Source organism: Candidatus Microthrix parvicella Bio17-1, assembly GCF_000299415.1.
Taxonomy (GTDB): Bacteria; Actinomycetota; Acidimicrobiia; order Acidimicrobiales; family Microtrichaceae; genus Microthrix; species Microthrix parvicella.
In genome coordinates this window covers 290,588-314,551 of record NZ_AMPG01000003.1, presented here as the reverse complement: position 1 = coordinate 314,551, position 23,964 = coordinate 290,588, and the positions used below count along the sequence as shown (strand labels likewise).

Sequence of the window (23,964 nt, the reverse complement as noted above, 5' to 3'; positions counted from 1 at the left end):
ATCGCTGCAGCGCGTGCCGGACGGATCTCGCTGACCTCAGGGTCACCCGCTCATCGACCCCGTTGGCCGTGGGATCATTCCGGCTGATCCACGGTGTCGGGACGCCACAGCTTCAGTTCGGTGAACCGCGCCATGTGCTCGAAGTCTCGATCGGCGCTGAGCAGACCGAGGTCTCGGCGCAGGCACAGCCCGGCGATCAGCGCATCAACCGTGCCCACCTTGACTCCCCTCGTGCGGCACGTTGTGTACTACTCGGTGGCCTGCCGGTGGTCGGATCGACTCGCAACCAACAGCGGCAACTTTTCAAGCTCGGCAACGATCCCGTCCTTGACTCGACCTTCGCTCAGACCCGGATATTGCAGCCGGGTAGCGGGTTGTTGGTGGTTTGACGCGGCAGGTGCCCCTGCTGGTTGGAAGAATGGAGAGTACGAACAGCTCTATTCGACTAGCGAGAGGAGCACCTGCCAGGTGAATGCTACAGGCGCGTTGTTTGATGCCGGGGAACTGATCGGACAGCCCCGCCGCCGGAGTGCTTCGGTGAAGGTCAAGGTGAGCGATGACAAGGTGACCGGGGTGGGCGGGGTGGCGTTGTGGGGACCGATGTTGGACAACCTGAACCTGGTCGGTGTCGCCGATGGGCGCCGGTTGCGGCCGATCGGGCCTGGCGGCTACACCGGCGGGGAGTGCTATCGGGCGTTGGTCGAGATCCTGTTGGCCGGAGGCGATTTCTTGTCGGACCGGTCCCTGTTGGATGGGCCGACCCAACAGTTGCGGGGCGCTCACGTGTTGCCCTCACACGCGACGATGTTCCGGTTTTGTGGCGGAGCCGATTTTGGTCGGGTCCAGAAAGCCGCGGCGGTGAACCGGACGATGTTGGCTCGGGCGTGGGCGTCGGGTGCGGGACCTTCTGGTGGGATGGTCACGGTTGATCCCGATGCCACGCTGGTCGACACCTACGGGCCGGACAAGGAAGGTTCGAAGTTCTCCTACCGGGGCGAGGTTGGCTTGTCACCGCTGATCGGGGTGTGTGGTGAGACCGGTGACGTGCTCGCGATCCGTGCCCGGTCTGGGAATGCCCATCCGGGCCGGGACAACGCCGGGTTCATTCGAGAGTGTGTGTCGGCGATCCCCGGCCCGGTCCGGGAAACAACGAACCTGTGGGTCCGTGTCGATTCCGCCGGCTACCAACACGCCGTGTTCGACACCGTCGAGGCGCTGGGTGGGGTGTTCTCCGTGACCGCGCCACAACGGTCCAACGTGAAAGCGAAAGTCCGGGCGTTGGCCACCAACCCTGACACGCAATGGGTGCCAGCGTTGGCCGGCGAGGCCAAGCGGGGTTCCGAGGTCGCAGAAACACCTTTCGTGATGGGGCAAGGCAAGACCCGGCGCATGTTGCGGATGATCGTGCGCCGTCAACGCACCAGCGCCGGTGACCAGTTGTCCTTTGATGATCTTGACGGTTGGAGGTTCCATGCGATTGTCACGAACCTTCCCGCCCTGTTCGCACCCCCAGCAGAGGTCGAGGCCCACCATCGGCTTCGTGGCGGGATCCCCGAGGACACCATCCGGCAACTCAAGGAAGACTTTGGGCTGATCCACGCGCCGGTGAAGAACTTCTTCGGGAACTGGTTGTGGTGGCACGCCTCTGTGCTTGCTCACAACACCGCCCGCTGGGTCCGTCACCTCGGGCTGCCCCCGACGTTCAAACGGTGCCGTGGGAAACGGCTCCGCCTCGCGTTCTTCAATGTCGCAGCACGAGTTGTCAACCACGCCGGCGGCCTCGAGTTGCGGCTCCCACGATCCCACGCCTGGGCCGACGCGTTCATCGAAGCCCTCACACGCATCCGGGCCCTGCCCGCGTTCGCCTGACCCGGCCAGGCACCCACACACCCAGACTCAGCCCGGACAACCCGACCACACCACAACCTTCTGCCTCACCGCGCCCCAAAACCAGACAAACACCATTCAACCTCACACCAGAGGCAGCACCCACCCAAACCAGTGGCCTACACGCCGTTCAAGAACCGGGCTGCAATATCCGGGTCAGAGTCTGGAGCGCCTCCTGCATCACGATGCCTGGCAGGACCCCCTCGCCCGCCATCAGTGCTTCCCGAACCTCACCACATGAGGGCTGTCGACTGGCTGCCTGCGGCGCAACGCGAGCGACCACACCGGGGGCGGATGGCCACTGACCACATACCGACACCGGTTCGACCAGGTTCGACGCGCCGGCGAGGGCTGCCCAATCGCTCACCGGCCGACTCCACGTCATCGAACTGCTGCCGTTCTCCCAAGGCGAACTCGACGGCGTCCGGGAGACGTTCCTCACGGATGTCATGGCGGATCCATCGTCGATTGCCAGCGGACTACAATCCCAAACCACTCGGGGGTGGGGCCTCGGTGGCCGTCTTCCACGAGGCGAGTTGATGGTGCACCTGTGGGGAGGGTCACGCTCCGTGGAAAAGCACGAAGAACAGGTCGGGAACGACGGGTGACAACAGCTGAGGAACTACTGAGCGACCAAAACTGGCGTCTCAGAAACTCGGTTTGGATTGCCGGGACCCTGTTTTGCTGCTGCTTCACGTGGGCGTCGTTCCTCTACGTCGGTATCTCTGCGAAGCGCCGGTCTTGGCTGATCGCCGCAGGTGGTTACGGCGCTGCGACTGTCGCATTTATGGCATTGTCCGGGTCGGGTCCGCGGCTTCCTGACGGCACAGCTGATTCGTCGAGATGGCAATCGAAGGTCGGTATGTTCTTGGCACTTGGCGTCTGGGCAGGCGGGTTCGTGCACGCGCTTGCCATCAATCGGTCTTGGCTCAGATTCAAAGCCGGCGCAGACAGTTCGTCACGCCCTGCGGCTGGCTCGAACGGCGCTGCTTCAGCGGTCCCGACGTGGGGAGCGGCGGGCGCCGTCGGCGGTCAAGGAACTGCCAACCAGTACTCCAGCCATGCGCCCCTTCCTCCCCCACCAACATCAGTTCTTCGGCCACCGTCTCCGGCGAGACCAAATGCCGGAACCGCTGCGGCACGCGAACGGCCGAGTAGCCACGACGACCAGGCATTGATCGATGTGAACACCGCAACGCTGGCCGACTTTCTTGGTCGCGCCGGGCTCGATGTCGAATCGGCTGAGCGTGCGATCGTCGCACGTCAACGCTTCGGAGGCTTCTGGAGCATTGATGAGTTCATGACTGCTGCTCGACTTCCCCCTGATAACGACGCCCAGGTCCGAAATCTTGTGACGGTGAGGACGCTCCCGCAGAAACCCCAGCCAGAGCGACCGGATAGCCCCAACCGCCAGGGTGGCGACAATCAGCCAAACCTCGACGTCTAATCACCTACGAATGGCTCGTGTCCGCTGCCTTCACCTGAGTCATGCGGCTCGCACGTAGTCTGCTGACCCATGAGCGCTCTTGGGATCAACACGGCTGTCGGGTTTCGGTGGTGATGATTTCAACGCGACCGGACCGGCGAATTGCACGCTGCGCAGCCCAGGGCGCATGGTGACGGATTCATGACGGCAACCATCGTCTTCTGTGTGACGGGTTGGGTCTTGGGTTGGGTGGTCTTCGGGCGCCCACGGGTGCTGGCAGCAGGTATCGAACCAGTCGCTCACGCTCCGGCAGCCGCAACCCCTGCGGGTTTGCAACGAGCGATCATCATCCCGGCCCGCAACGAAGCGGGAAGCCTCGGCGGGCTTCTCATGGATCTGACCGCCGACCGGGCCGCGACGCGCACACCGTTGATCATCGTGGTGGACGACCACTCCACCGACCAGACCGCTTCAATCGCCAACGCCGTGGATGGAGTCGTCGTGGTTGGCGCCCCAGACCTACCGATTGGTTGGACCGGCAAGAGCTGGGCGTGCTGGAACGGGGTGGCTGCAGCACAGCGGCTCTTGGGATTGACCACGGACGAAGGGGGTGATCTCCAACTGGTCTTCATCGACGCCGACGTCCGCATGGCACCCGGAGCGCTCGACGTGGTGACGGGCCAACAACGCAACATCGGTGGGCTGCTGTCTGTGCAACCACACCACGTCGCGGTCAGGCCGTACGAGCAACTGTCGGCGCTGTTCAACGTCATTGCCATCATGGGTGTTGGGGCCGGTCACTCCTCCCCCCCGACCGGTGCTTTTGGCCCGGTGCTGGCCACCACGTTCGCCGACTATCAGCGAGTGGGCGGCCACCAATCCGTCCGGACGGACGTGGCCGAGGATGTGGCGTTGGCCCAGCGATATCAGGATGCGGGACTCACCGTGAACATCAGGCTGGGCGCGGATCTGATCAACTTCCGGATGTACCCCAAGGGCGTGCGCGGTCTCCTCGAGGGGTGGACCAAGAACTTCTGTGCCGGCGCCTTGTCGACCCGGTATCCAACACTGGCCGCAACGGTGCTGTGGGTGACTGCCCTCGGCTCTGCGACGCTCGGTCTTGTCGACGGCATCGCCGGCCAATCCCTGCTGCTTCACGCCGGGATCTACATGGCTTTCGTCGCTCAGTTGGCGGTGCTGCTTCATCGGGTGGGGCGATTCAGGTGGTGGACATCGGTGCTGTACCCGGTGGGACTGGTGACGTTTTTCGGCGTCTTCGTGCGCTCAACGTGGCGCACGCTCGTGCGGCGTTCCACACGATGGAGTGGTCGAACGATCGATCTCACCCAGAGGGCCGCCGCCTTCGAGTCTGAACTCACGTGATCCTGCATCTGAGCGACCACGCAGCCGTGGGCCTGTCGGTGGTTGTGTGGCTGTTCATCGGCCTGGGCTCCGGGTTCTACTTCAGCCGCGTGCCTCTGGGCCGTTTGGACCAGGACAACGTCATCACCCGCGAACGGCCCTTCGAGGCCCATGGCGCGTTCTACCAACGACACCTGCGCATCGGAAACTGGAAGGACCGCCTGCCAGAAGCGGGCAACTTCTTTCCCGACGGGTTCTCCAAACGACACCTGACCAGCCGCTCCGAACAGCACCTCAACCGCTTCGCAGCCGAGACCCGACGAGCCGAACTGGTGCACTGGACCAACCTGTGTGCCGGACCGGCGTTTCTCCTGTGGTGCCGCCCGATGGTGGGCGGGCTGATGGTGGTCTTCGGTGTTGTGACGCACCTGCCGTTCATTGCAATACAACGATTCAACCGACAACGACTCCAGCGGGTGCTGGCCAGAAGTGCGAGCCCTCGACGACGCGCTCACCTGTAGCCCGGAGTCGCCACCAGATCAACGCTGGGCTCGACCGCGACGGCGACAAGATCGCCTGCGAGAAGCGCTGACACTCGAACGTTTCAGATGACGAGCCTCCACGCGCGACAGCCGCGCCCCGGCACCTTCCCTGGCCAGGCCTCAGGATGAACACCCTGTGTGGGAGCATTGCGCCTGTGAGTGACATCCATGAGCGATAATCAGCCTGATTCGGGGTGGTGGCGGGCTTCTGATGGGCGCTGGTATCCAGCGGAACTCCAACCCAATTTTGTCGCACCGACGACCACCGAAACATCGTCGACAGCACCGGGTGCGCCGACCCCGTTGCAGCGCTCGGGCTGGTCGAGAACCTGGCCCTGGCTGGCGGTGAGCACCACGGGATTCCTCATGCTGGCCATGCTTGCGGGCCTGGCCGCAGGCCCTGACGACGCCACCGGCAACGACCGCATCCAGGAGGTGCGGGCCGTCCAACGGACGACCACAACCGAACGGGTGGGTCCCACCTCCACTGCTGCTGCGCCCACAACCGCACGGGCAACGACAACCGGGCGCCCACAACCACTGCCCCGCCTCCTTCAACGACGACCCCACCACCACCAACCACAGCTCCGCCACCACCAACTCCGGCCCCAACCGCAGCACCAATCCCCACAACGGAATACGCTCCACCTCCACCTCCACCTCCGCCCATGCCGGTGGCTGCGCCTCTGCCTGAGATTGGAAGCGGAAGTTACAAGAACTGCTCCGCAGCGAGAGCCGCAGGCGCCGCGCCGGTGTACCGAAACGACCCCGGGTATGGCGCACATCTGGACCGGGACGGTGACGGAGTTGGCTGCGAAAACTGACCGGCGACCCAGATGGAGCGACCTACGGCGTCAGCACCCTGCGGTGCAGGCCGCAGTGTGGCTGTTTGCGCTGCCGGTACCGGTGTGGCTGTGGGCTGCGCAGTTGCCTCATGATCGGCGGGCACCGGCCATGACGTTTGCAGCAATGGTCACGGTGTTCTGCCTGGCGGTGCCGATTGCGTCCGGAGTGGGCGAACGACGCAGCAACGAGGCCACAGCCGAGATGGCCGATACGACGGCCAGAATCAAGCAGCCCTCCGACCCTGAATCCGTGCCGACGGCAGCGCCGCCGACGACAGCGCCGCCGACGACCTCGACACCAACAACCGTCACCCCAACAACCGCGACGCCTGCCACGGCGGTCCCGGCCAGTGAGTTGGCAGCCTCGATCGACCGACTCCCGCTCGCGGCTGAAACGGATCAGGAGAGCTACGACCGCAGCATGTTCTCCCCCTGGTTCGACGCCGACGACAACGGCTGCGACACACGTTGCGAGGTGCTCGCCGCCGAACGTCACGCCGGCCTCCCCGGGCTTCCGGGCGGTGGATGGCTCTCGGAATACGAGGGCTACAGCACCCCGGACGAATCCGAACTGGACATCGACCACCTGGTGCCACTGGCCGAGGCCTGGCGCAGCGGTGCATCCCGTTGGGATCCTGCCCGCCGGGCGGCGTTTGCCAACGACCTGGATGCACCCCAGACCCTCATTGCGGTGACCGCGGCAACCAACCGGTCCAAGTCCGACAGCGATCCGTCCGACTGGCAACCCCCAAACACGTCCTACTGGTGCACCTACGCGAGCGACTGGGTGGCCGTGAAGCTCCGCTGGGGACTGACCGCCGATCCGGGCGAGGTGAGAGCGCTGACCAACATGGCCGCCAAGTGCTGACGACCAACGCCGGACACGAGCCGCGCCTGTGCCGGACCCAACCGGGCAGCACCGTGACCGCCCAGGTCAGTCGGTAACCGCTGAGACCACTCGGGCCGGGAGTTCCTGCCCGAAGGATCCACCGACGGGATCGCTCTGGTCCTCGGCCGCCATCCGTGAGATCACCAGCTTCTGCGACGGGATCACGACGACCATCTGGCCGCCCAACCCCAATGCGGCAAAAGTGTCATCCGGCGCATCCGGGAAGAATGCCGCCTTGGAGGTCCCGCCGACTGCCGGCTTGAACGGTTTTTCGGTGTACAGCCACCACAGGAACCCGTAGGCCGGGTTCAAACTTCCGGGTGTGGCCGCCTGGGTGAACCACCCGCTGGGGACCACCTGCTGGTCTCCCCACTTGCCGTCCCGCATGGCCAGCAGCCCGAAGCGGGCCAGGTCGGGGCAGGTCGATTGAAGGCCCATGAACATCAGCGTCGAGTCGTTGGGGCCTCCGGTGAAGCTGCTGTTGGACATGCCGATGGGTTTGAGAATGCGGTCGGCGCCGAACTGTGAGGTCGGTTGCTCCGTCGCTGTGGAGATCACCCGGTCCAGCGTCTGAATGGCGGCGTTGTTGTAGTTCCAAACCGTCCCGGGCGGTGCGGCCTGCTTCAGATCGATGGCGAACCTGGTGCGATCGCGTGCCTGCAACATTTGGACGTAGTCCGAAGACAGGCTCCAGAATCGACCGGAATCGTTGCTGATGAGGTTTCTGACCGTCACATCCGCCGAATCGGTGTTTTTCCACTGGGGAATGAACGTTGAGGCCGGATCGGCGAGCGAAAGGTCTCCGTCGGCCTCGGCGATGCCAACCATCGTCGACGCAAACGACTTGGTGACCGAAAACGCCTCGAGCGGATCGTCGGACTGGTGGCCCCGAAAGTTTCGTTCGTAGGCCACCCTCCCGTCTTTCACCACCGTCAGGCAGTAGGAGTCGCCGGATGCGTCCTTGGCGATGGTGTCAAGGACCGCCGGGTCGAGCGCTGCGTCTGCGGGCTCAACCCGAGCCCAGGCTTTGCCCGGCACCATCTCGGACCCGACCACCTCAGCGGTGCTCGAACCGGACGTCGACCTAGTTGTGGAGTCGGCGCTGGATTCGGCATCAGGCGAGGAGCACCCCGCCACCAGGCCGGACAACACCAGCAGCGCCGTCGCAGCGCCCGCGACACGCAGTGACGATGAACCTGACTGGACCAATCGAATCATCGGTTTCCTTGAGGATCGAGCGGCAGGTGCGCCATCGAAGGCGCTACCAGAGCTGCGGTCAGTAACCGGTCTCGGCGTGCAACCGGCCGGTGTCAACCGCCGCCTTCAGCGCCGAGTAGTCCAGTTCGTTCTGGGCGGCGTACGCATCGGCATAGGTCACCATCGCACGATCGAAGTTGTCGCCGGACCCCAGATAGCTGGAGATGGCAATGGGATCCCCGGAGCGAGCATGGGCACGGGCAAGCGTCCAGCCGCAAAGCTGAGCGTACAGGCGCATGGTTTCGGACGAGAGGCCTTCGATGTCTGCAGAGGCCTTGTTGTCCCAGAGTTGACGAATGTAGAACGACCGCGGGACACCGTCGAAGCCCTCGGTGTCGGTCCAGCCCAGCAACACGTCGCTTGTCGCCTGCAGGATCCGTTGACCCTCAACGACACGCTGCCCATGGCTCGAGAACCTGCTGGCTCCGAGAAACGGCTCCAGCACCGACTGCTGCGCCTCCTTGCATTGCAACATCAGCGGGTCGCTCTGGTCGCGTCCCATGAGCAGCACGATGTAGGCGCGGGTGCCGACACTGCCGACCCCGACCACCTTGCGTGCCCCGTCGACGTAGCCGTAGCGCTCCACCAAGCTCCGGCGACTGCCCGACAGCGTGGCCTGGTAGGAGTGGAGCTGTTCGACGATGAACTGCTCGATCCCCTCCCGCTCGAGCGTGGGGAACAGGTCGATGAACGGTTCGATGAGCGGGGGGTCGTTGACGATTCGCCGCTCACCATCGACGACCTCGGTCAGTTTGTTGAACGCCTTGAGGCTGTTCTTCGTGCGTGCCTTGGCCAGGCTCTTGTCGAACTTCGCACGGCCCTTTTTGCCCACCACGCTGACGAACTGCTCGACGATGTCATCGACGGTGATACGTGAGTACCAAATATCGATGTTGCGCATGCCCGCAAACGTCGCCATGGCGCTCCGATATGACTTCATCACCTGTGCGGTCACCCGGCGCCGCTGCTTGTCACTGGAACCGCGCTGGTGTTCCGCCACTGCGAAGCTGGCAACCAGCCGCTTGACGTCCCACTCAAAGGGTCCCGGGAGAGTCTCGTCGAAGTCGTTGACGCTGAAGACGATCTTGCGATCCGGTGCGGCGAAGAAGCCGAAGTTTGACAGGTGTGCATCACCGCACAGCTGCACTTCCAAACCGGAGTTGGGGCCCTGAGACAAGTCGGAGGCCATCGGGTAGGCGGCACCCCGGAAGTACGTGAACGGCGACACCAACATGCGGCCGTAGCGGATGGGCACCAACTCGGGCACCCGGGCCTCGGCCTGCCCCTCAAGAAGCGCAACCGGGTCCGGCCGGTCGGCCGACGGCTCCCAGGCCGCATGCCCCGAGCGCGGGACTGCGGCACGGGCTGCGCGACCCGCCGCGATGCGTTGCTCCACCGTGAGGTGCTCCACGGGTGTTGGTTGGTTCGTCATCGTTGGACCCCTTGTCGTGACGGAGCCGATATTGACCCCCGCACTGTTTAGCGCCTGAGGTGGCCGACGCGTCGTTGCACGGCCGGTTGCTGGGGCCACCTACCTCGATGGCTGCGCCTCGGGCCAGGTCCAGGCGTGACGGATCACCACGGCGAGCAGTCCAACCTCGACGACGCTGCCAAGCAGGTAGTAGTTCCACTCCCCCGCCGCACCGCCCAGGATGGTGAGGCCATAGATGGCCGCCAGCGTGACGTTGACGATGCGATTCACCCGTCGTTGCATCACCAACGTCAGGTAGATCATCAGCGCCGGGATGATGACGTACAGGGTGGTGAAGAACAGGAACGGTTGCCCAACGTCAAAGACAAACATCTTCCCCGCCTCGAGGTCGGCCCGCACGTCAGGACGGTAGAGGGAGAACAGGTCGACGTAGGCGAAGATCAGCATCGTGGCGGTCCACAGTGCTGCGATCTTCAGCCGGGTGTCGATCGGACGGTCGGGAAAGGTATCGGTGCTCATTGGTACTGCCGCCTTGTCATCATGGGCGCACCCTGGGTGACGCCGGTCTGTGAAAGGTAACCCACCTTCGCAGCATTACGCAACGCCATGTAGCGATATGATACCAACACATTATCCTGGATACGATCAGGAGCTCATCTTTGCGCTACGCTTCGCATCGTTATGGCACGAACCCGAAGCGAAAGCGCACGAACCAAGCTGCTGGCGGCCACGGCCGAACTGCTGGTGACCGACGGGGTTGGCGCCGTAACCGCCGAGGAGGTGGCCCGGAGGTCCGGGGTGGCGAAGACCACCCTGTACCGACACTTCGGCACCACCGACGCGTTGGTGTTCGCCACCGTGCAGGCCAACGTGGCGGCGATGGACGCGCCGGACACCGGCACGCTGCGCGGCGACCTGGCCGAGCTACATCGGGCCTACCTGAAGGTGGCAAGCCTGCAACAGAGCCGAGAGCTGTTCGCATGGATGGTGGCCCGGGCAATCGAGGACCCAACCAACCGCGAGCTGTTTCGCCAAGCCCGGGTGCAGCCTCGGGGCCCGACGGTGCTTGCCCTGCAGCGGGCGATGGCCAGAGGCGAGGTCGAGCCCAACCTGGACGTCGACCTGGCGATGCACGTGATCCAAGGGCCGCTCATCTCGATGCGGATCGTCGATGACCACGACGTGAGCGATGCGGAACTGGAGCGAATGCTCGACCTCACCTTGAGGGCCCTGGGCGTCGCCAACAGCTGAACAGCCCCGGCTTCCGCTTTAGGTTTCGACGCTGAGGTTGTCGAAGGAGTACCAGGGACTCGGGTCAAGCACATCGGCGGGAGTCATGGTTGCACCAAGCAGAGCCACCATGTTGTCGTTGAGATTGTGTCCCGGCGAGTCGGCCCCGGGTGTGCCGGTTGGTTCGTAGGGGCGGCCGGGCCGGCGGTCCATCCAGGCTTCCCAGATTCGATCAACATTGCAGTGATGAAGGAAGAACACAGGGTCGTTGGGTGAGGTGCCCGGGCTCATGTCGCCCCCAATCCAGACGTGCACCCGGTTGTGGAGCTCGACCGGCCATCGACGCCAGCCTTCGAGGTGGTTCCGAAACCCGACCGACGCGGTGTCCCAGTTGGCGGTGTCGTAGACGCCCTCATCCATGCATGCGGCGACGTCGGACTTGCGCGGGAGCGTCCGGTGATCCGGGTCGGCGCCGGCATCGCGGGTGATCGCCCGCGGTTGGTGGGCCAACAGGAAACCACCCTGACTGAAGCTGCCCTGCCCGGTCAGACGCACCCGAAACCCGGCCAGCCGGCCGGCATCAACCGTGCCACGGTTGGTGCCCAGGCGGCTGTCGGCCCACAGCGGCGAGTTCAGCTGTCCATCCTTTGCCCAATCCCAATACGGCAGCCCAAAATCGGGGTCGTCGAGCACGCCCTGGAGCTGTGCTTCGAGCCGGATCAGAAAGAGGCGGTGCCACGGCAGAAAGACCGGGCCGCCGTGGGCGCGGTTGGTGTTGACGCCGGCGGTGGGCAGGCCCATGGCGACGTAGTGCCAGAGGGTGAACAGGTCCCACATCGACAGTTCGACCGACCCGTCGCCGCGCATCGCCCAGCCCGGCACCTGGGGCTGGAGGATGCGATGCACGTCGAGGGCGGTGGACCCGGACGGAGTATTGGCCAGCAGCATGCAGCCACGGAGATACGCCTCACGGTCGTCGTCTGAGGCGAGAACATCACGACGAACACCCATCACGAACCCTGACCCGGCGTATCGGCATCGGCATCGGCATCGATGGGAGGTGGGGTCTCCGCCAGGAAGTCCTCGGCGATTCGCTTCACGATGTCGACCGCCGAGGGCGATCGGTACTGCGGGTAGCCGTGGTAGTGCACGGTACCGTCATCGGCAACATGGAGTTGGTCGGGAAACTCCTGGCCGTCGATGGTGATTCGGTAGTGCGTTTCGATCTCGATGTGGTGGCCCGCATGCTCGAACCGGCGGACGTTGCCGTGGCTCTGGCCGTGCATGTGCGCGGGTGGCGCCACACCTTCGGTCACGTCGTAGGTCGGGTCGCTCAAGTTGGCGAGAAACCCATCGTCTCCGGCGCCGTTGGTGGTCATGGTTGCCCTCCTTTGAGGCGACTCCCGCCGCGGTCGGCAGCCGGTCTCGGCCTCCGAATCGGCAGGGAATCACCGTCGCACGAACGAACCTAGCGCGAGACCAAGGTGGCTCGTGACGGCATCGGGCCACCGAACGGGCGAGCGAACACCTCATCTCGCCACGATCCGGCCGGGTGTGGCACGGTCCCATCATGCAGGGACACTCCAGCGCCGACTTCACCGAGCTCGCCGAAACATTCAGCCACCAACTGCGACGCACCACCGGCGGCGCCTCCTTGGCCGTGTACCACCGAGGCGAACTTGTGGTGGACCTGTGGGGCGGGTTGCGCACCAACGAAGGCGACCCGTGGCAATCCGACACCCTGGCGATGTGTTTCAGCACCACCAAGGGCATCGCCTCGGCCGCACTGCACCTGCAGGCCGACGCCGGCCTGGTGGACTACGACGCACCGGTGGCGACCTACTGGCCCGAATTCGCCCAAAACGGCAAGGAGAACCTCACCGTCCGCCACGTGCTCAGCCACTCGGCGGGCCTGCACCGGCTTCGCAGCGTCATCGAGAACGCCCATCAGATCCTGGACTGGGACTACATGGTGGGCGCACTCGCCCGAGAACGACCGGCCTACGAACCAGGCACCAAAACCGGCTACCACGCCATCACCTATGGATGGCTCGTCGGTGAGATCGTCCGCCGGGTCACGGGCCGCCCACTGGCCGACGTGGTGGCCGACGACCTCGCAAAACCGCTGGGCCTCGACGGCCTCTTCCTGGGTTGCCCCCCTCAGGAACGACACCGCGTCGCCCCGTTGGAGCCGATGAGGAGCGCCAGGTCGGTGCTGCCCTCCCCCGTCTACCGGGCGGAGAAGGCGGTCGGCACCCAGTTGGCCAGAGGGCTCAGCCTGGTGCGCTCACCGGTGAACCCCCGCCGCGTGATCAACGCCCTGCTGCCCCGCGGCATGGAGGACGTGCTGGCGAGCCCCGAGATCATGGACGCCTCGGTACCCGCAATGAACGGATTCTTCACGGCCCGCTCCCTGGCGGCGGTCTATGCGGCGCTCGCAGGCGGCGGCGCCCTGGGGGACGTGCGCCTGATGTCGCCGGAGACCGTGAGGAGGATCGGGGAGGAACAGAACAATCGGCGCGACCTGGTGCTGGTGATACCCATGCGGTGGCGGCTGGGATATCACCGGGTAATGACCAGCCGGGGAGGCTGCCCGGAGGGCTTCGGGCACTTCGGTCTCGGGGGCTCAGGGGGCTGGGCGGATCCCAGCCGTGACCTCTCGATCGCCATGGTGTGCAACCGCGGCGGCGGCACGCCCGTGGGCGACCTGCGCCTGATGCGCCTGGGCGCCGCCGCGATCGCCTGCGTCGACCGGTTGCCCGCTACACACGGGTCATGACCCCGGTTGGGCCCCATCCGGTGATCGTCGACGGGTGATGGCCGACTCAGACCTCGAAGACCACCTTGATGGCCCCACTCGATCGGTCGCGGGCCGCGTGAAAGGCGTCCTCTGCCGCATCGAGCGGAAACCGGTGGGTCACCAGGGTTGAGGCGATCGCCGGGTGGTCGGCGAGGATCGCCGCCGCCCGGTAGAAGTCGCTGCGCCCGCCGGCGCCGCAGTACATCGTGGAGGGAACGATCTGGACCTCCTTCAGGCAAAGGCCCACATCGATGGTCGCCGGATCCCACAACGTTCCGACCAACCCCACCGTGCCCTCGGGTCGGCAGGCACGGATCGAGTCGGCCAGCGACTCGGTGGTGCCGACGGCGTCGAGCACCACGTCGTAACGACCGTTCAGCCCGACGGTTCCGCCCAGCCGTTCAACCGCTGCCCGCTGATGGTCGTGGCGGGCGCTCACGTCGGGCTCCAAGCCTTCGGCGCGACAGACCGCAGCAAGGGCGAGCCCAATGGGACCTGCGCCGATGATGGCGATCCGGGCGCCGGAGCGCGCCTGCGTCCGATGGAGCCCATGCACGGCCACGGCCAACGGCTCGACGATCGAAGCGACCGACGGGTCGACCCCGTTGGGCAGCCGGTGGAGGCAGGTGTCGGGCACTATGAGCTGCTCCGCCATGCCACCGTCGGCGAATATGCCAAAGGCCACCATCGAGTCGCAGTGGTTGGCATACCCGGCCTCACAGTTGTTGCAGTGTCCGCACCGCCCGACCGGCTCGACCGACACCGCCGTGCCGTCCGGAGTTCGCCCGGCGATCTCGTGACCAAGGATGCGCCCCTCGACCAGTCCATGGTCGATGAGGTGCAGGTCGGACCCGCAGATGCCGGCCGACACGACGTCGACGAGCACCCCATCACCGGTGGGGGCCGGGGTCTCAACGAAGGTTGCAGCGCCGTCGATGATACGAACTGCCTTCATGCCTCTTCTCCCCTGGACCGGACAAGGAACGGCTGATTGCCGTAGCGGTCGAGATGGACCACTTCGCCGATCGGCCGACGGGTGGTGGGCCCGTAGCGGCCACGTGGCCACCCGATGGGGATGATGCACACCGGGTTGACCTTGCGGGGCAGGCCGAGGATCCGGCGGGCCGTCGAGATGTGCCAGATGGGCAACGTCTGGATGGACGCACCCAACCCGACCGCCCGACATTCCAACAGCAGGTTCTGAACTGCCGGGAACACCGACCCGTAGAACGAGGACACCGCAATCTGGGGACGGCCAACCGGCCGGTGCTTCAGGCCACGCCGGTAACACGGGATGACGAAGAGCGGCAGCTCCGCAAAGTGCTTGGCCTGCCAGCGGCCCGGCGCCATCTGGCGCTGCGCCTTTGCGTCACCGCGGGCCATCCGGGAGACGATCGGGTCGTAGGCGCGGAAGAGCGGCCGATACAGCTTGGCCAGCCGCTCCTTCTGCTCGGGATCCTCGACAACGAGGTACGACCAGTCCTGGGTGTTACTGCTGGTCGGCGCCTTCAACGAGAGCTCGAGCAGCGGGAGCAACACATCGTGGCTGACCGGATCGAGGTGCAGCTTGCGGATGGCCCGCTGGGTGCGCATCGCCTCACCCAGCGGCATGTCGAGACGCGACAGCGCCTCTTCCGTCGAGGGGATGTCGGCGGCCGCCTCGGGCCTTGCCGGACGGCCTGATGTGGTCACGCGCGTTCCCCCTGTTGATCGAGCGCTTGCGACCTTACTGGTGAGCTCATCCGTGGCTGGGCTCCAACACCAACTTGCCCACGAAATCCGTCGCCTCGAAACGGGCCTGGGCGACGGCGATGCGATCAAGTGGGTAGGACCTCCTTCCATCCGGCCACCGCATCGGGGTCGGCGGCAGTGCCGTAGGCGCCACGACGCGACCACAGGTCGGTGTTGTTCACCGCGGCGGCGCCGACCTGGACGAGCACCTCGCCGGGGCCCGGCGGAGGACAGGGCCAGTCGGGATGCACCTCGATGACCTCCGGCCCGCCGTGGGCCATCGTGACGGCCGCCTGCATCGTCCTTGGAATCGTCGGCGGAGTTGTCGGCGGCATCGCCGAACTCAGGTGCCGGTGAACTTGGGTGGGCGTCGCTCCATCATGGCGGCGACGCCCTCGGCAACGTCGGCCGTTTCCAGCAGCTGCGGCATGCTCTGGCGCATCTGCGCACAGGCCGCATCGCGGGCCGCCCGCTGACCGGCCCGGGTGGCCGCCAGCGCACTCTGCACCGCCAGCGGGGCGTTGGTGGCGATCTGCTGGGCCACCTCGATCGCCCGATCCAGCTGGGTCCCCGGCTCGACCACCTCGGTGACCATGCCGGCGAGAAGCGCCTCCGACGCCGAGAACGGCTCGGCACCCAACAGCCACTTCGTGCCGATCGCGCCCAGTTGCGGAAGCCTCAGCGATGCCCCACCCAACGGCACGATCGCCCGGGCCACCTCGAGCTGGGCGAAGACGGTGTCGTTCGCGGCGATCGTCGCCTGAGATGCCAGCGCCAACTCGATACCCAACGTGTAGCAACGGCCCTGAACCGCGAGCACGATCGGTTTGGCGCACGGCTCACCGAAGAAGTCCCACGGGTCGCGCATCCCCTCGGGGAGGACGTCGGCGATGTCGCCGCTCTGAACCGCCGGAAGCACGTCGGGCAGGTCGAGCCCGGCACTGAAGTGTTTGCCGGCCCCGTGCACCACCCCGACCCGGAGGTCCGGATCGTCGTGCAGTTCGGTGTAGGCCGCCGCGACCGCCGCGATGATCTCGACGTTCCACGCGTTGGCCTTGGCCTGGCGATCGACGCCGATCACCAACACGTATCCCTGACGCTCCACGCTGACCAGGTCCGACATGTGCAGCTCCCTTCGTAGCGGCCGCCACCGTACCGTCGCCGACGGCACCGGGCGGGTGGAGCCGCGACCAAACTCGACCGGGACGGGGTGCGGGTTCTCGGGTGCCGCTGTGACCGACCCCACATTTTGATCGAGCACGTGCGGTGTTATGGTTCCCTAACGCAACCCTTTGGGAGCCCTTGATGACCGCGACGATGACCGAACCCATTCCCGGCAACGAGCTGGCCGTCGACCGGATGCCCGGGCACTGGCTGCTCGCCCGGATGGGCAAGCGGGTGCTGCGCCCGGGCGGTCGGGAGCTGACCGACCAGTTGCTGGGTGCCCTGGCGATCGACCCATCCGCCGACGTCGTCGAGCTGGCGCCCGGGCTGGGTTCGACCACCGAGCTGGTGCTCGGCTGCAACCCGGCCACCTACGTGGGCGTCGACCGCGACCCGGTGTCGGCCGAGCGGGTCGCTCACGTGGTCAACGGACCCGGTCGTTCGGTGGTCAACGCCTCGGCGGCCGATACCGGCCTGCCCGACGCCTCGGCCGACGTCGTTTTCGGCGAGGCCTACCTGACGATGCAACCGGCGTCGCAGAAGGCCAGGATCATGGCCGAACTCGCCCGCGTGGTGCGGCCCGGCGGCCGCATCGGCCTGCACGAGGTGTCCTTCGCCCCCGACGACCTCGACGACGAGCGCTGCGACGCGATCGCCGCTGACCTGCGGCGGACGATCAAGGTGAACGTGACACCACTGTCGCTTCGGGGCTGGACCAACCTCTTGGATGAGGCGGGATTCGACGTGGCCGGCACGGTCACCGCCCCGCTCCACCTGCTGGAGCCCCGGCGGTTGATCGCCGATGAGGGCGTCCTGGGTGCGGCACGCTTCGTCGGCCGGGTGGCCCGCAACCCCGATGCCCGTGCCCGGGTGCTGGCCATGCGGGCGGCGATGCACGACAACGCCGAGCACCTCCAGGCCTGCGTGGTGACCGCCACCCGCCGCTCGGCCGCCTGAGCCCGCAGTTGATGAAACGATCCGTGGCGGCGGCGCTGGCCGGCGTCCTGCTGATCGGGCTCGTTGGCGCGGTCGCGTTCTGGCCCCGTGGCGCCACCCCCGCCAACGAGATGAAGGTGCGCGACGACTTTGCGGCCCGCGACGGCAACCCGGCTGCGCCCAACGCAGCCCTCCGCACACCTGAACCCGGCATCCACCGCTACGCCACGTCGGGCTCCGAGGAGCTGAAGCTGGGCCCGCTGCCCACCGAGACCCGGCCGTACCCCACATCGATCTCGGCACCGATCGTCGATGCCGACCCGGGCTGCTTCACGATCACCCTGCACTTGTTGGAACAACACAGCGAGGACACCACGTACTGCGTCGGCGAGGATGGGTCGATACGTCTCGACGGACATACGAAGCGCCAGCAGATCGGCCCGATGAACCCGACCGCCGACATGGCCTGCGACCCCGACGTGCTCGTCGACCCAGAGCGCGACCGCGCGCCGGTCGCCTGCGAGCTGACGTTGGACGGCGGGCCGAAGCAGCTGACCGCCGAGCTGACCGGCACCAGCACCTGGACGCGGCGGGTCACCGTCGAGCTCGGCGATGGAACCCCGGTGGACACCACCGAGGTGGACCTCAGCTTCGAGGTCACCGGCGACCTCACCGGAACCTGGCGGGAACGTGTGTGGCTCGCCGGTGATGACGCGCTGCCGGTGCGCATCACCCGAGACCTCGACCTCGACGGACTGGCCGCCTTCACCGAGCACCGGGACTCCACGCTGACGACTCTCACGCCAGAACGCTGATCACGACTCCGCGGCGAGGGCTCGCAGGCGGCTGACGAGCGGGTCGCGAAGCGCGATGATGGCAGTGACATCACCGGTGGCCAGCGGGAGGGTCACCAGCGCGGCCACGGCGGCGACGAACGCCTCGCAGGCGAACCGTGTGTCGGGCTGCTCCATCCCGAGCAGGCCGGCCAGCGCATCGACCACCTCGGTCTGCAGCGCCGCCCGCCGGACGAGCGCCCGGGGCCCGGCGGCGTGGGCCTCGACGACGTAGAGGCGAGCGAAAGCCGGATGATCGACGATCGCCTGGAGGTACCCGTCGAGCGCGGCGATGGCCCGGTCCAGCGGGAGGCCTTCCTGAGCGGCCACGGCATCGGCCAGCCGACCGACGAGCACCTCGCCGACCAGGTCGAGCGCCTCGAGGAAGCACTCCAACCTGTTGGCATACAGCGCATAGAAGGTCTGGCGTGACACGCCCGCAAGTTCCAGCACCGCAGCGACGGGCGTATCGGAGTAACCACGACCGACGCACGCCTCGGCCATGGCGACGGCGAGTCGCAGCCGCTGTGACTGCTCGACCTGGCCCCGGGTCAGATCGTGGCGACCCCGCGGCAGCGGCGGCATCGACGCCTCGATGCCCGCAGCGGGCCCCGATTCGGCCGGGATCTCGCCGGCCGAGACGGTCCTCACCTCGACACCGAACCCCCGCGGGCTCGACGCGGCCGGTCGAGCGGGACGCGCAGCGTGTTGATCGTCGTGGCCAGCATCTCGTAATGGCCGACCAGCATCAGAAACTCGAGCGCGGCGGGCTCGTCGAGGTGGCGACGGAGATCGAGCCAGGCGTCGTCGCCAAGATCGCGCCGGTCGTGCAGCTCATCGACGGCGGCGAGCAGGACGTGCTCGCGGTCGCTCCAACAGGGGGCGGAGGGCCCCTCGACCACGCCGTCGATCTCGGTCGGCGTCACCCGAGCCCGCTTGGCCAGGAGCCGGTGATGGGCCTGTTCGTACTCGCAACCGGTCAGGTGGGCCACCCGCAGGATGATCAGCTCGGTCTCCCGCCGTGGCAGCTTGCCGCCGGGCATCAGCCGTCCGGCGAAGCGCAACCAGCCCCGAAACAGCTTGCGGTTGCGACCCAGCGTGAGAAACAGGTTGGGAGGGGTGGTGCCGGTGACCAGGCCCGACGCCTGGGCGAAGGCCCAGTTGAGCACGCCGACATCGGCGCGTTCACCCGGCGCGATCCTCGGGGTGACGCTCATGACCGCTCCCCCGGAGCCGGCTCCCCCTGGGGCGTGGTCAGCTCCACCCGTTCGTCGCGGGCGATCGCCAGCACGCCGGCCACCTTGCCGCGCAGTGCCCGGTCGACCACGGGCTGGGCGATCGAGCGGATCGGCAGCACGCCGGCGACCCACCATGGGGCGACGATGCGTCGGGAGCGGCGGGCGATGCCCCGCTCGAGTGCGTTGATGCCCACCTCGAGGTCGGTCACCGTGGTGACCGTGCGTCCGCCCAGGAACGACCGGGCCGCCTCGGTGTCGAACCCGCGGCTGGTCATCTCGGTGTCGAGCTCGGCGAAGTAGGCCACACCCACCCGGGCCCCGCTGGGCGCCAGCTCGGCGCGCAGCGTGTTGCCGAGCGCCTCGACCGCTGCCTTCGACGCCGAGTAGGCGCCCATCAGCGGCACGTTCACCACGGCACCCAGCGACGAGACCGCCACCGCGTACCCGTTGGGGTGAGCGATGTGTTGCCCGGCGGCGCGAAGCGTGTAGTAGGCGCCGAGCACGTTGACCCGGTTGATCTGCTCGAACACCTCGGGATCGCCGCCGACCAGCGGCAGCTGGGCGGCGATGCCGGCATTGGCGACGATGACGTCGAGACCGCCCAACTCACCGACGGCGGCCTCGACCGCCGCCTCGACACTGGCCCGGTCGCCGACATCGCAATGCCACCACGGGGCGTCGGCCTTCGCAGCCGCCTCGGCGAGGAGATCATCCTCAAGTCCGGCGAGAGCCACCCGGGCACCGCGTTGATGCAGCCGTTCGGCCAGCGCGGCGCCGATGCCGCGAGCCGCCCCGGTAATGAGGACCCGACGACCGGCGAGCGAACTTCCACGAGCGTTCATCAACCGCAGGCTAGCCTCCACAAACAATGATGTTCCTCAATGTTCGAACAACCGGCCGGATCTCAGCGGCGCTGGCGGCGACCATGATGCTGCTGGGTGTGAGCGCGTGCTCGGGCAACGCCTCCTCCACCTCCGACGAAGTCGGGTCCGGGGCGACCGGCCAGACGACGACAACCTCCGGCGCCGAGCCGACCCCGTTTACCGCCAAGCCCTTCGACGGCGACGATGCGGCGTTCTACGTGCCGCCCGACCCGTTACCCGAAGGCGAGCCCGGCGAGCTGATCCGGGTGATGGACCTCGGCGAGGCGGACGGTGCCGCAACGGTCAAGGTGATGTACCACTCCCGCGACGGCGCCGACCGGGACCGGGCGGTCACCGGCCTGGTGACCTACCCCACCGGCACGGCACCCAAGGATGGCTGGCCGGTGACGGCCACCGCGCCGGGCACGGTTGGGCTGGCACCCCGGTGCGGCGTCAGCCGCCAGGCCAAGGTTGCCCCGGACTGGGGCGTCGAAGGCGTGGCCGTGATGACCGACTACATCGGGCTGGGCACCGAGGGCGGGCCGCTGCACCCGTACTTCTCCAAGCCCAGCGAAGGCCACAGCGTGATCGACGGGGTCCGCGCCGCCAGGCAGCTCGCCGATGCCCACGCAGGCAACCGCTGGCTGTCGGTCGGCCACTCCCAAGGCGGGCACGGCGCGCTGTCGGCCGGCGAACTGGCCGCGGATTACGCGCCGGAGCTCGACCTCGTGGCCACGTTGGCCCTCGCCCCGGCGGTGATGTTCGAGAACGTCTACGGCGGCATCGACCCGATCGTCACCGGCATCCTCACCGCGATGAGCCTGTACGGCGGGGCGGGCGAGCACCCCGGGATCAAGCTCGGCGACTACGTGACCGACGAGCTGGCCGCTGCCTCGGACGTGTTCACCACCGGGTGCCTGCCCGAGATCACCGACACGCTGATACCGCTGTCGGCGGGCAAACAACTCTTCACCCACGACCCGCGCGACACCGAACCGGCCCACCAACTGCTGTTGGCGAACGATGTTGGCGAGGTCAAGGTGGACGCTCCGCTGTTTCTGGTGTCGGGCACCGCGGACGACCGGGTGGTGATCGACCGGGTGCGCGACCTGTATGCCCGCCTGTGTGAGACCGGTCAGGTGACCGAGCTGTTGATCGTCGATGACGCCACCCACGACAGCATCATCGGTGAGACATCGGAGCAGACCTCGGCGTGGCTGAACGCCCGCCTCGACGGCGACCCGCCCACCGACAGCTGCGCCAAGAGCCCGACCGCTCCCTGAACCCGCCAAACAGTCGGTCTGGTGTCCGGGCACGTCGACCTGGCCCACCACATCCGTGCCGGTTTCAGTGAACCAAAAGCGACCCTCAGGAAGTTGTGTTCGAGGATCTCGTTAAACATCCTGGTGGGCAACACCGACAACCGTGCCCACAACCACGCACCGACTGAGAAGAACCATCGATGAACGACGACGACCTCCTCCACCTGCGACGCTGCCTGGAACTCGCCGCTGAGGCGGTTGAACGCGGCGACCAACCCTTTGGTTCGGTGCTGGTCTCGGGTGACGGCACCGTGCTGGCCGAACGCCGGAACCAGATCGTCACCACCGGCGACCTCACCGCCCACCCCGAGCTGGCGCTGGCCGGTTGGGCGTCCCAACACCTCGGTGCCGCTCAGCGTGGCGCTGCCACGATGTACACCAGTGGTGAGCACTGCACGATGTGCGCCGCCGCCCACGTGCGGGTGGGCATCGGCAGGCTGGTCTATGTGCTGTCGGCTCCGATGATCGCCGAGCTGGCCAAACCCGACGTGATGATCAACCTGCGGGCCACCGACATCGCCGCAGCGTCCAACTTCGGCATCGTGATCGAGGGCCCCTGCGACGAACTGGTGCCCGAGGCCACAGCGCTCTTCCACAGATGGCGAGGCCCACATCGCGCTGCCTCAGCAGCGAGCACGATCCAGTTCGAGTCAAGAATCTGAGATCGGTTGGCGCCCGACGCGTCTTCGGACTCGGAGAAGAACACGCCGGCGGCCTGGATCGTGTCCTGTGCAATTTGGAGGTTCTTGCACACGACATCTGGCATGGGCGCTTTCGGAGGCTCGGCGGTCGGACGAGCCGTCGCCGGAGCCGCTGGCGGCGGCGCAGCGGTGGTGGTAGGAGGAGTGGCCGGCGCTGCAGCGGCGCCGCAGGTCTCACCGAGCTGCATCCGCATCGTCGGGTTTGGTCCCTGTTCAGGATCTTCTTTCCGCTCGAACCGAGGAGGCCGATCCGACAGGGAAGGAAATGTGACCAAGTGCCCTACTGCGCGATCGGCTCAGGGTGCACGATGACGGATAATCAGGAGGTGTGTCGTGGGCGGTTCCGGAGTTCGCGCTGACAGCGGTGGAGTGCCCGGGAGGTTCCGTTGGCGACGGCTGGCCATGGTTTCGGCGATGGTGCTCGGGCTGGCGGGTGTTGTCGCGTGCGGCGACGGAGCCAGCACGGAAGTTACCGCCACCGCCCCGGACGCAGGAGCAGCGCCGTCGCCCGCAGGCGAATCCAGCTGGCGCGCCGCCTCGGAGACGCGTGTCTACTTTGCGTGGAACGAGAAGGTCGGAGCCGCCGGACGCTCCAGTTCCCCGGGGACGCCGGAGGGAGCGATCGAAGCGCTGCTCAAGGGCCCCGACGCCTTCGAGACCGACATCGGCATGACCAGCGCGATCCCCGACGCCACCAAGCTCCTCGGGGTGTCGGTCTCGGGCGGCACGGCCGTGGTCGACCTTTCCGGCGCGTTCCAGACCGGCGGCGGCAGCCTGTCGATGCAGCTCCGGGTCGCCCAGGTGGTTTTCACCGCAACGCAGTTCGATGAGGTCGACCGGGTGACGATCCACCTGGACGGCGCACCGGTGGACGGCATCGGCGGCGAGGGCGTACCCGCCACGGAGGTGGACCGCAACGACTCCGCCAACGTCACCCCCGCGGTCTTGGTGGAATCGCCCACCCCGGGGGCCAACGTGGCCTCCCCGCTGGCGGTCTCCGGCATCTCCAACACCTTCGAGGCAACCGTGAACTACTCCATCGCCGACGGCGACGGGCTCATCGTCGCCGAGGGGCACACAACCGCCACCGCGGGCAACGGCACTTGGGGCGACTTCGAGTTCACCGAGACCTTCGAGAACGCCAAGCCGGGGCTGGGCGCGGTGATCGCATTCCAAGAAGACGCAGAGAAGGGCGGCCAGCGGGACGTGTACGAGGTACCTGTGCGATTTGGGGCGACGCCTCCATCCTCAGCGGCCTCCCCGCCCGACGCCGCGCCGACGCCGACATCGGCCTCAGCACCGGCACCCCCACCCCCACCCCCACCCTCGGGGCCTCCGGCATCGGCTGTCTTTACGGGCTGAGGCCCACGGGCGGTTCGGCGTCAGCGGGCACACCGAGTGGTGGTGGTCGTCTTCGATTGCGCAGCGTCGCCCACGCCGGTGCCGCAACCGGCGATCAGAACTGCGGCCAGTCCGACGATTGCCCCGCGTTTGCCGACCCAACTC

Annotated in this window: 27 protein-coding genes; 13 read left to right on the top strand and 14 right to left on the bottom strand. The window is 66.9% G+C overall.

All coding sequences use genetic code 11. From position 1 onward, the window contains the following. Nucleotides 1–74: 74 nt before the first annotated feature. Nucleotides 75–218, bottom strand: coding sequence for a PIN domain-containing protein (locus MPARV_RS24890; protein WP_020378828.1), 144 nt, complete (start codon nt 216–218; stop codon nt 75–77). 250 nt (nt 219–468) lie between these two features. Here MPARV_RS24890 and MPARV_RS0114705 point away from each other — a divergent pair, with 250 nt between their 5' ends. The 4 genes from MPARV_RS0114705 to MPARV_RS0114685 all read left to right on the top strand — a co-directional run bounded on the left by MPARV_RS0114705 (nt 469) and on the right by MPARV_RS0114685 (nt 5,196). Further along, a complete protein-coding gene (locus MPARV_RS0114705) occupies nt 469–1,869 on the top strand; it encodes an IS1380 family transposase (RefSeq protein WP_012231233.1) in 1,401 nt (466 codons plus the stop codon). A 1,192-nt stretch (nt 1,870–3,061) separates the two neighbouring features. Next, nucleotides 3,062–3,334 (top strand): helix-hairpin-helix domain-containing protein, encoded by a 273-nt coding sequence (locus tag MPARV_RS0114695; protein ID WP_155852519.1) that lies wholly within the window; start codon nt 3,062–3,064, stop codon nt 3,332–3,334. Between the two features lie 180 nt (nt 3,335–3,514). After that, nucleotides 3,515–4,696 (top strand): glycosyltransferase family 2 protein, encoded by a 1,182-nt coding sequence (locus MPARV_RS0114690; protein ID WP_020378826.1) that lies wholly within the window; start codon nt 3,515–3,517, stop codon nt 4,694–4,696. Further along, the gene (locus MPARV_RS0114685) at nt 4,693–5,196 is read left to right on the top strand and encodes a glycosyl-4,4'-diaponeurosporenoate acyltransferase CrtO family protein (protein ID WP_012228229.1); all 504 of its coding nucleotides are present in this window, start codon (nt 4,693–4,695) and stop codon (nt 5,194–5,196) included. The genes MPARV_RS0114690 and MPARV_RS0114685 overlap by 4 nt, the downstream gene beginning before the upstream one ends. A gap of 200 nt (nt 5,197–5,396) precedes the next feature. Here the strand turns inward: MPARV_RS0114685 and MPARV_RS24885 are convergent, their stop codons facing one another. Then, nucleotides 5,397–5,585: a hypothetical protein gene (locus MPARV_RS24885; RefSeq protein WP_157789658.1), complete on the bottom strand. Its 189-nt coding sequence runs from the start codon at nt 5,583–5,585 to the stop codon at nt 5,397–5,399. 300 nt (nt 5,586–5,885) lie between these two features. Here MPARV_RS24885 and MPARV_RS26120 point away from each other — a divergent pair, with 300 nt between their 5' ends. Further along, nucleotides 5,886–6,041, top strand: a complete 156-nt coding sequence (locus MPARV_RS26120) for an excalibur calcium-binding domain-containing protein (RefSeq protein ID WP_420886268.1) — start codon at nt 5,886–5,888, stop codon at nt 6,039–6,041. A gap of 43 nt (nt 6,042–6,084) precedes the next feature. Continuing rightward, entirely contained in the window at nt 6,085–6,930 is an 846-nt protein-coding gene (locus MPARV_RS0114675; protein WP_020378824.1) for an HNH endonuclease family protein, read from the top strand. Between the two features lie 66 nt (nt 6,931–6,996). On the opposite strand, the gene MPARV_RS0114670 is transcribed toward MPARV_RS0114675, so the two are convergent. From MPARV_RS0114670 to MPARV_RS0114660, 3 genes are all read right to left on the bottom strand, one after another. After that, nucleotides 6,997–8,169, bottom strand: a complete 1,173-nt coding sequence (locus tag MPARV_RS0114670; protein ID WP_012228235.1) for a serine hydrolase domain-containing protein — start codon at nt 8,167–8,169, stop codon at nt 6,997–6,999. A 58-nt stretch (nt 8,170–8,227) separates the two neighbouring features. Further along, the gene (locus MPARV_RS0114665; RefSeq protein WP_020378823.1) at nt 8,228–9,640 is read right to left on the bottom strand and encodes a DUF2252 domain-containing protein; all 1,413 of its coding nucleotides are present in this window, start codon (nt 9,638–9,640) and stop codon (nt 8,228–8,230) included. A 99-nt stretch (nt 9,641–9,739) separates the two neighbouring features. Further along, nucleotides 9,740–10,159: a DUF6326 family protein gene (locus tag MPARV_RS0114660; protein ID WP_020378822.1), complete on the bottom strand. Its 420-nt coding sequence runs from the start codon at nt 10,157–10,159 to the stop codon at nt 9,740–9,742. Nucleotides 10,160–10,321: 162 nt separating this feature from the next. On the opposite strand from MPARV_RS0114660, the gene MPARV_RS0114655 reads away from it, so the two are divergent. After that, on the top strand, nt 10,322–10,891 hold the full coding sequence (locus MPARV_RS0114655; protein ID WP_020378821.1) for a TetR/AcrR family transcriptional regulator: 570 nt from the start codon (nt 10,322–10,324) through the stop codon (nt 10,889–10,891). An 18-nt stretch (nt 10,892–10,909) separates the two neighbouring features. Here MPARV_RS0114655 and MPARV_RS0114650 read toward each other — a convergent pair whose 3' ends face one another. Both MPARV_RS0114650 and MPARV_RS22930 read right to left on the bottom strand, forming a co-directional pair. After that, nucleotides 10,910–11,881, bottom strand: a complete 972-nt coding sequence (locus MPARV_RS0114650; protein WP_012228244.1) for a tyrosinase family protein — start codon at nt 11,879–11,881, stop codon at nt 10,910–10,912. Further along, complete coding sequence (locus tag MPARV_RS22930; protein ID WP_020378820.1) at nt 11,881–12,249, bottom strand: hypothetical protein; 369 nt, start codon at nt 12,247–12,249, stop codon at nt 11,881–11,883. Before MPARV_RS22930 ends, MPARV_RS0114650 begins: the two co-directional genes overlap by 1 nt. Before the next feature lie 191 nt (nt 12,250–12,440). On the opposite strand from MPARV_RS22930, the gene MPARV_RS0114640 reads away from it, so the two are divergent. Beyond that, entirely contained in the window at nt 12,441–13,649 is a 1,209-nt protein-coding gene (locus tag MPARV_RS0114640) for a serine hydrolase domain-containing protein (RefSeq protein WP_012228249.1), read from the top strand. A 46-nt stretch (nt 13,650–13,695) separates the two neighbouring features. Here the strand turns inward: MPARV_RS0114640 and MPARV_RS0114635 are convergent, their stop codons facing one another. The 4 genes from MPARV_RS0114635 to MPARV_RS0114620 form a co-directional block, all read right to left on the bottom strand. Then, entirely contained in the window at nt 13,696–14,625 is a 930-nt protein-coding gene (locus tag MPARV_RS0114635; protein WP_012228252.1) for a zinc-dependent alcohol dehydrogenase, read from the bottom strand. Then, nucleotides 14,622–15,362 (bottom strand): nitroreductase family protein, encoded by a 741-nt coding sequence (locus tag MPARV_RS0114630; RefSeq protein WP_020378818.1) that lies wholly within the window; start codon nt 15,360–15,362, stop codon nt 14,622–14,624. Before MPARV_RS0114630 ends, MPARV_RS0114635 begins: the two co-directional genes overlap by 4 nt. Nucleotides 15,363–15,487: 125 nt before the next feature. Then, nucleotides 15,488–15,736, bottom strand: a complete 249-nt coding sequence (locus MPARV_RS0114625; protein WP_155852520.1) for a hypothetical protein — start codon at nt 15,734–15,736, stop codon at nt 15,488–15,490. Nucleotides 15,737–15,744: 8 nt separating this feature from the next. Then, entirely contained in the window at nt 15,745–16,524 is a 780-nt protein-coding gene (locus MPARV_RS0114620) for a crotonase/enoyl-CoA hydratase family protein (protein ID WP_012228257.1), read from the bottom strand. A gap of 182 nt (nt 16,525–16,706) precedes the next feature. On the opposite strand from MPARV_RS0114620, the gene MPARV_RS0114615 reads away from it, so the two are divergent. Then, complete coding sequence (locus tag MPARV_RS0114615; RefSeq protein ID WP_012228259.1) at nt 16,707–17,522, top strand: class I SAM-dependent methyltransferase; 816 nt, start codon at nt 16,707–16,709, stop codon at nt 17,520–17,522. 11 nt (nt 17,523–17,533) lie between these two features. After that, nucleotides 17,534–18,316 carry a hypothetical protein gene (locus MPARV_RS0114610; protein ID WP_157789657.1) on the top strand — a complete coding sequence of 261 codons (783 nt, stop codon included), beginning with the start codon at nt 17,534–17,536 and terminating at the stop codon, nt 18,314–18,316. Here the strand turns inward: MPARV_RS0114610 and MPARV_RS0114605 are convergent, their stop codons facing one another. From MPARV_RS0114605 to MPARV_RS0114595, 3 genes are read right to left on the bottom strand one after another with little or no spacing between them, the layout of a single operon-like run. Further along, complete coding sequence (locus MPARV_RS0114605) at nt 18,317–18,985, bottom strand: TetR/AcrR family transcriptional regulator (protein ID WP_012228262.1); 669 nt, start codon at nt 18,983–18,985, stop codon at nt 18,317–18,319. Next, nucleotides 18,982–19,551, bottom strand: a complete 570-nt coding sequence (locus MPARV_RS0114600) for a carboxymuconolactone decarboxylase family protein (RefSeq protein ID WP_012228264.1) — start codon at nt 19,549–19,551, stop codon at nt 18,982–18,984. Before MPARV_RS0114600 ends, MPARV_RS0114605 begins: the two co-directional genes overlap by 4 nt. Beyond that, nucleotides 19,548–20,414, bottom strand: coding sequence for an SDR family NAD(P)-dependent oxidoreductase (locus MPARV_RS0114595; RefSeq protein WP_020378813.1), 867 nt, complete (start codon nt 20,412–20,414; stop codon nt 19,548–19,550). The genes MPARV_RS0114600 and MPARV_RS0114595 overlap by 4 nt, the downstream gene beginning before the upstream one ends. Nucleotides 20,415–20,440: 26 nt before the next feature. Between MPARV_RS0114595 and MPARV_RS22925 the strand changes: the two genes are divergently transcribed. The 3 genes from MPARV_RS22925 (at nt 20,441) to MPARV_RS0114575 (ending at nt 23,820) form a co-directional block, all read left to right on the top strand. Then, the gene (locus MPARV_RS22925) at nt 20,441–21,718 is read left to right on the top strand and encodes a lipase family protein (RefSeq protein ID WP_020378812.1); all 1,278 of its coding nucleotides are present in this window, start codon (nt 20,441–20,443) and stop codon (nt 21,716–21,718) included. A 179-nt stretch (nt 21,719–21,897) separates the two neighbouring features. Further along, nucleotides 21,898–22,419 carry a nucleoside deaminase gene (locus tag MPARV_RS0114580; RefSeq protein WP_012228269.1) on the top strand — a complete coding sequence of 174 codons (522 nt, stop codon included), beginning with the start codon at nt 21,898–21,900 and terminating at the stop codon, nt 22,417–22,419. Between the two features lie 372 nt (nt 22,420–22,791). Then, nucleotides 22,792–23,820 carry a GerMN domain-containing protein gene (locus MPARV_RS0114575; protein ID WP_157789656.1) on the top strand — a complete coding sequence of 343 codons (1,029 nt, stop codon included), beginning with the start codon at nt 22,792–22,794 and terminating at the stop codon, nt 23,818–23,820. Nucleotides 23,821–23,964: the final 144 nt, after the last annotated feature.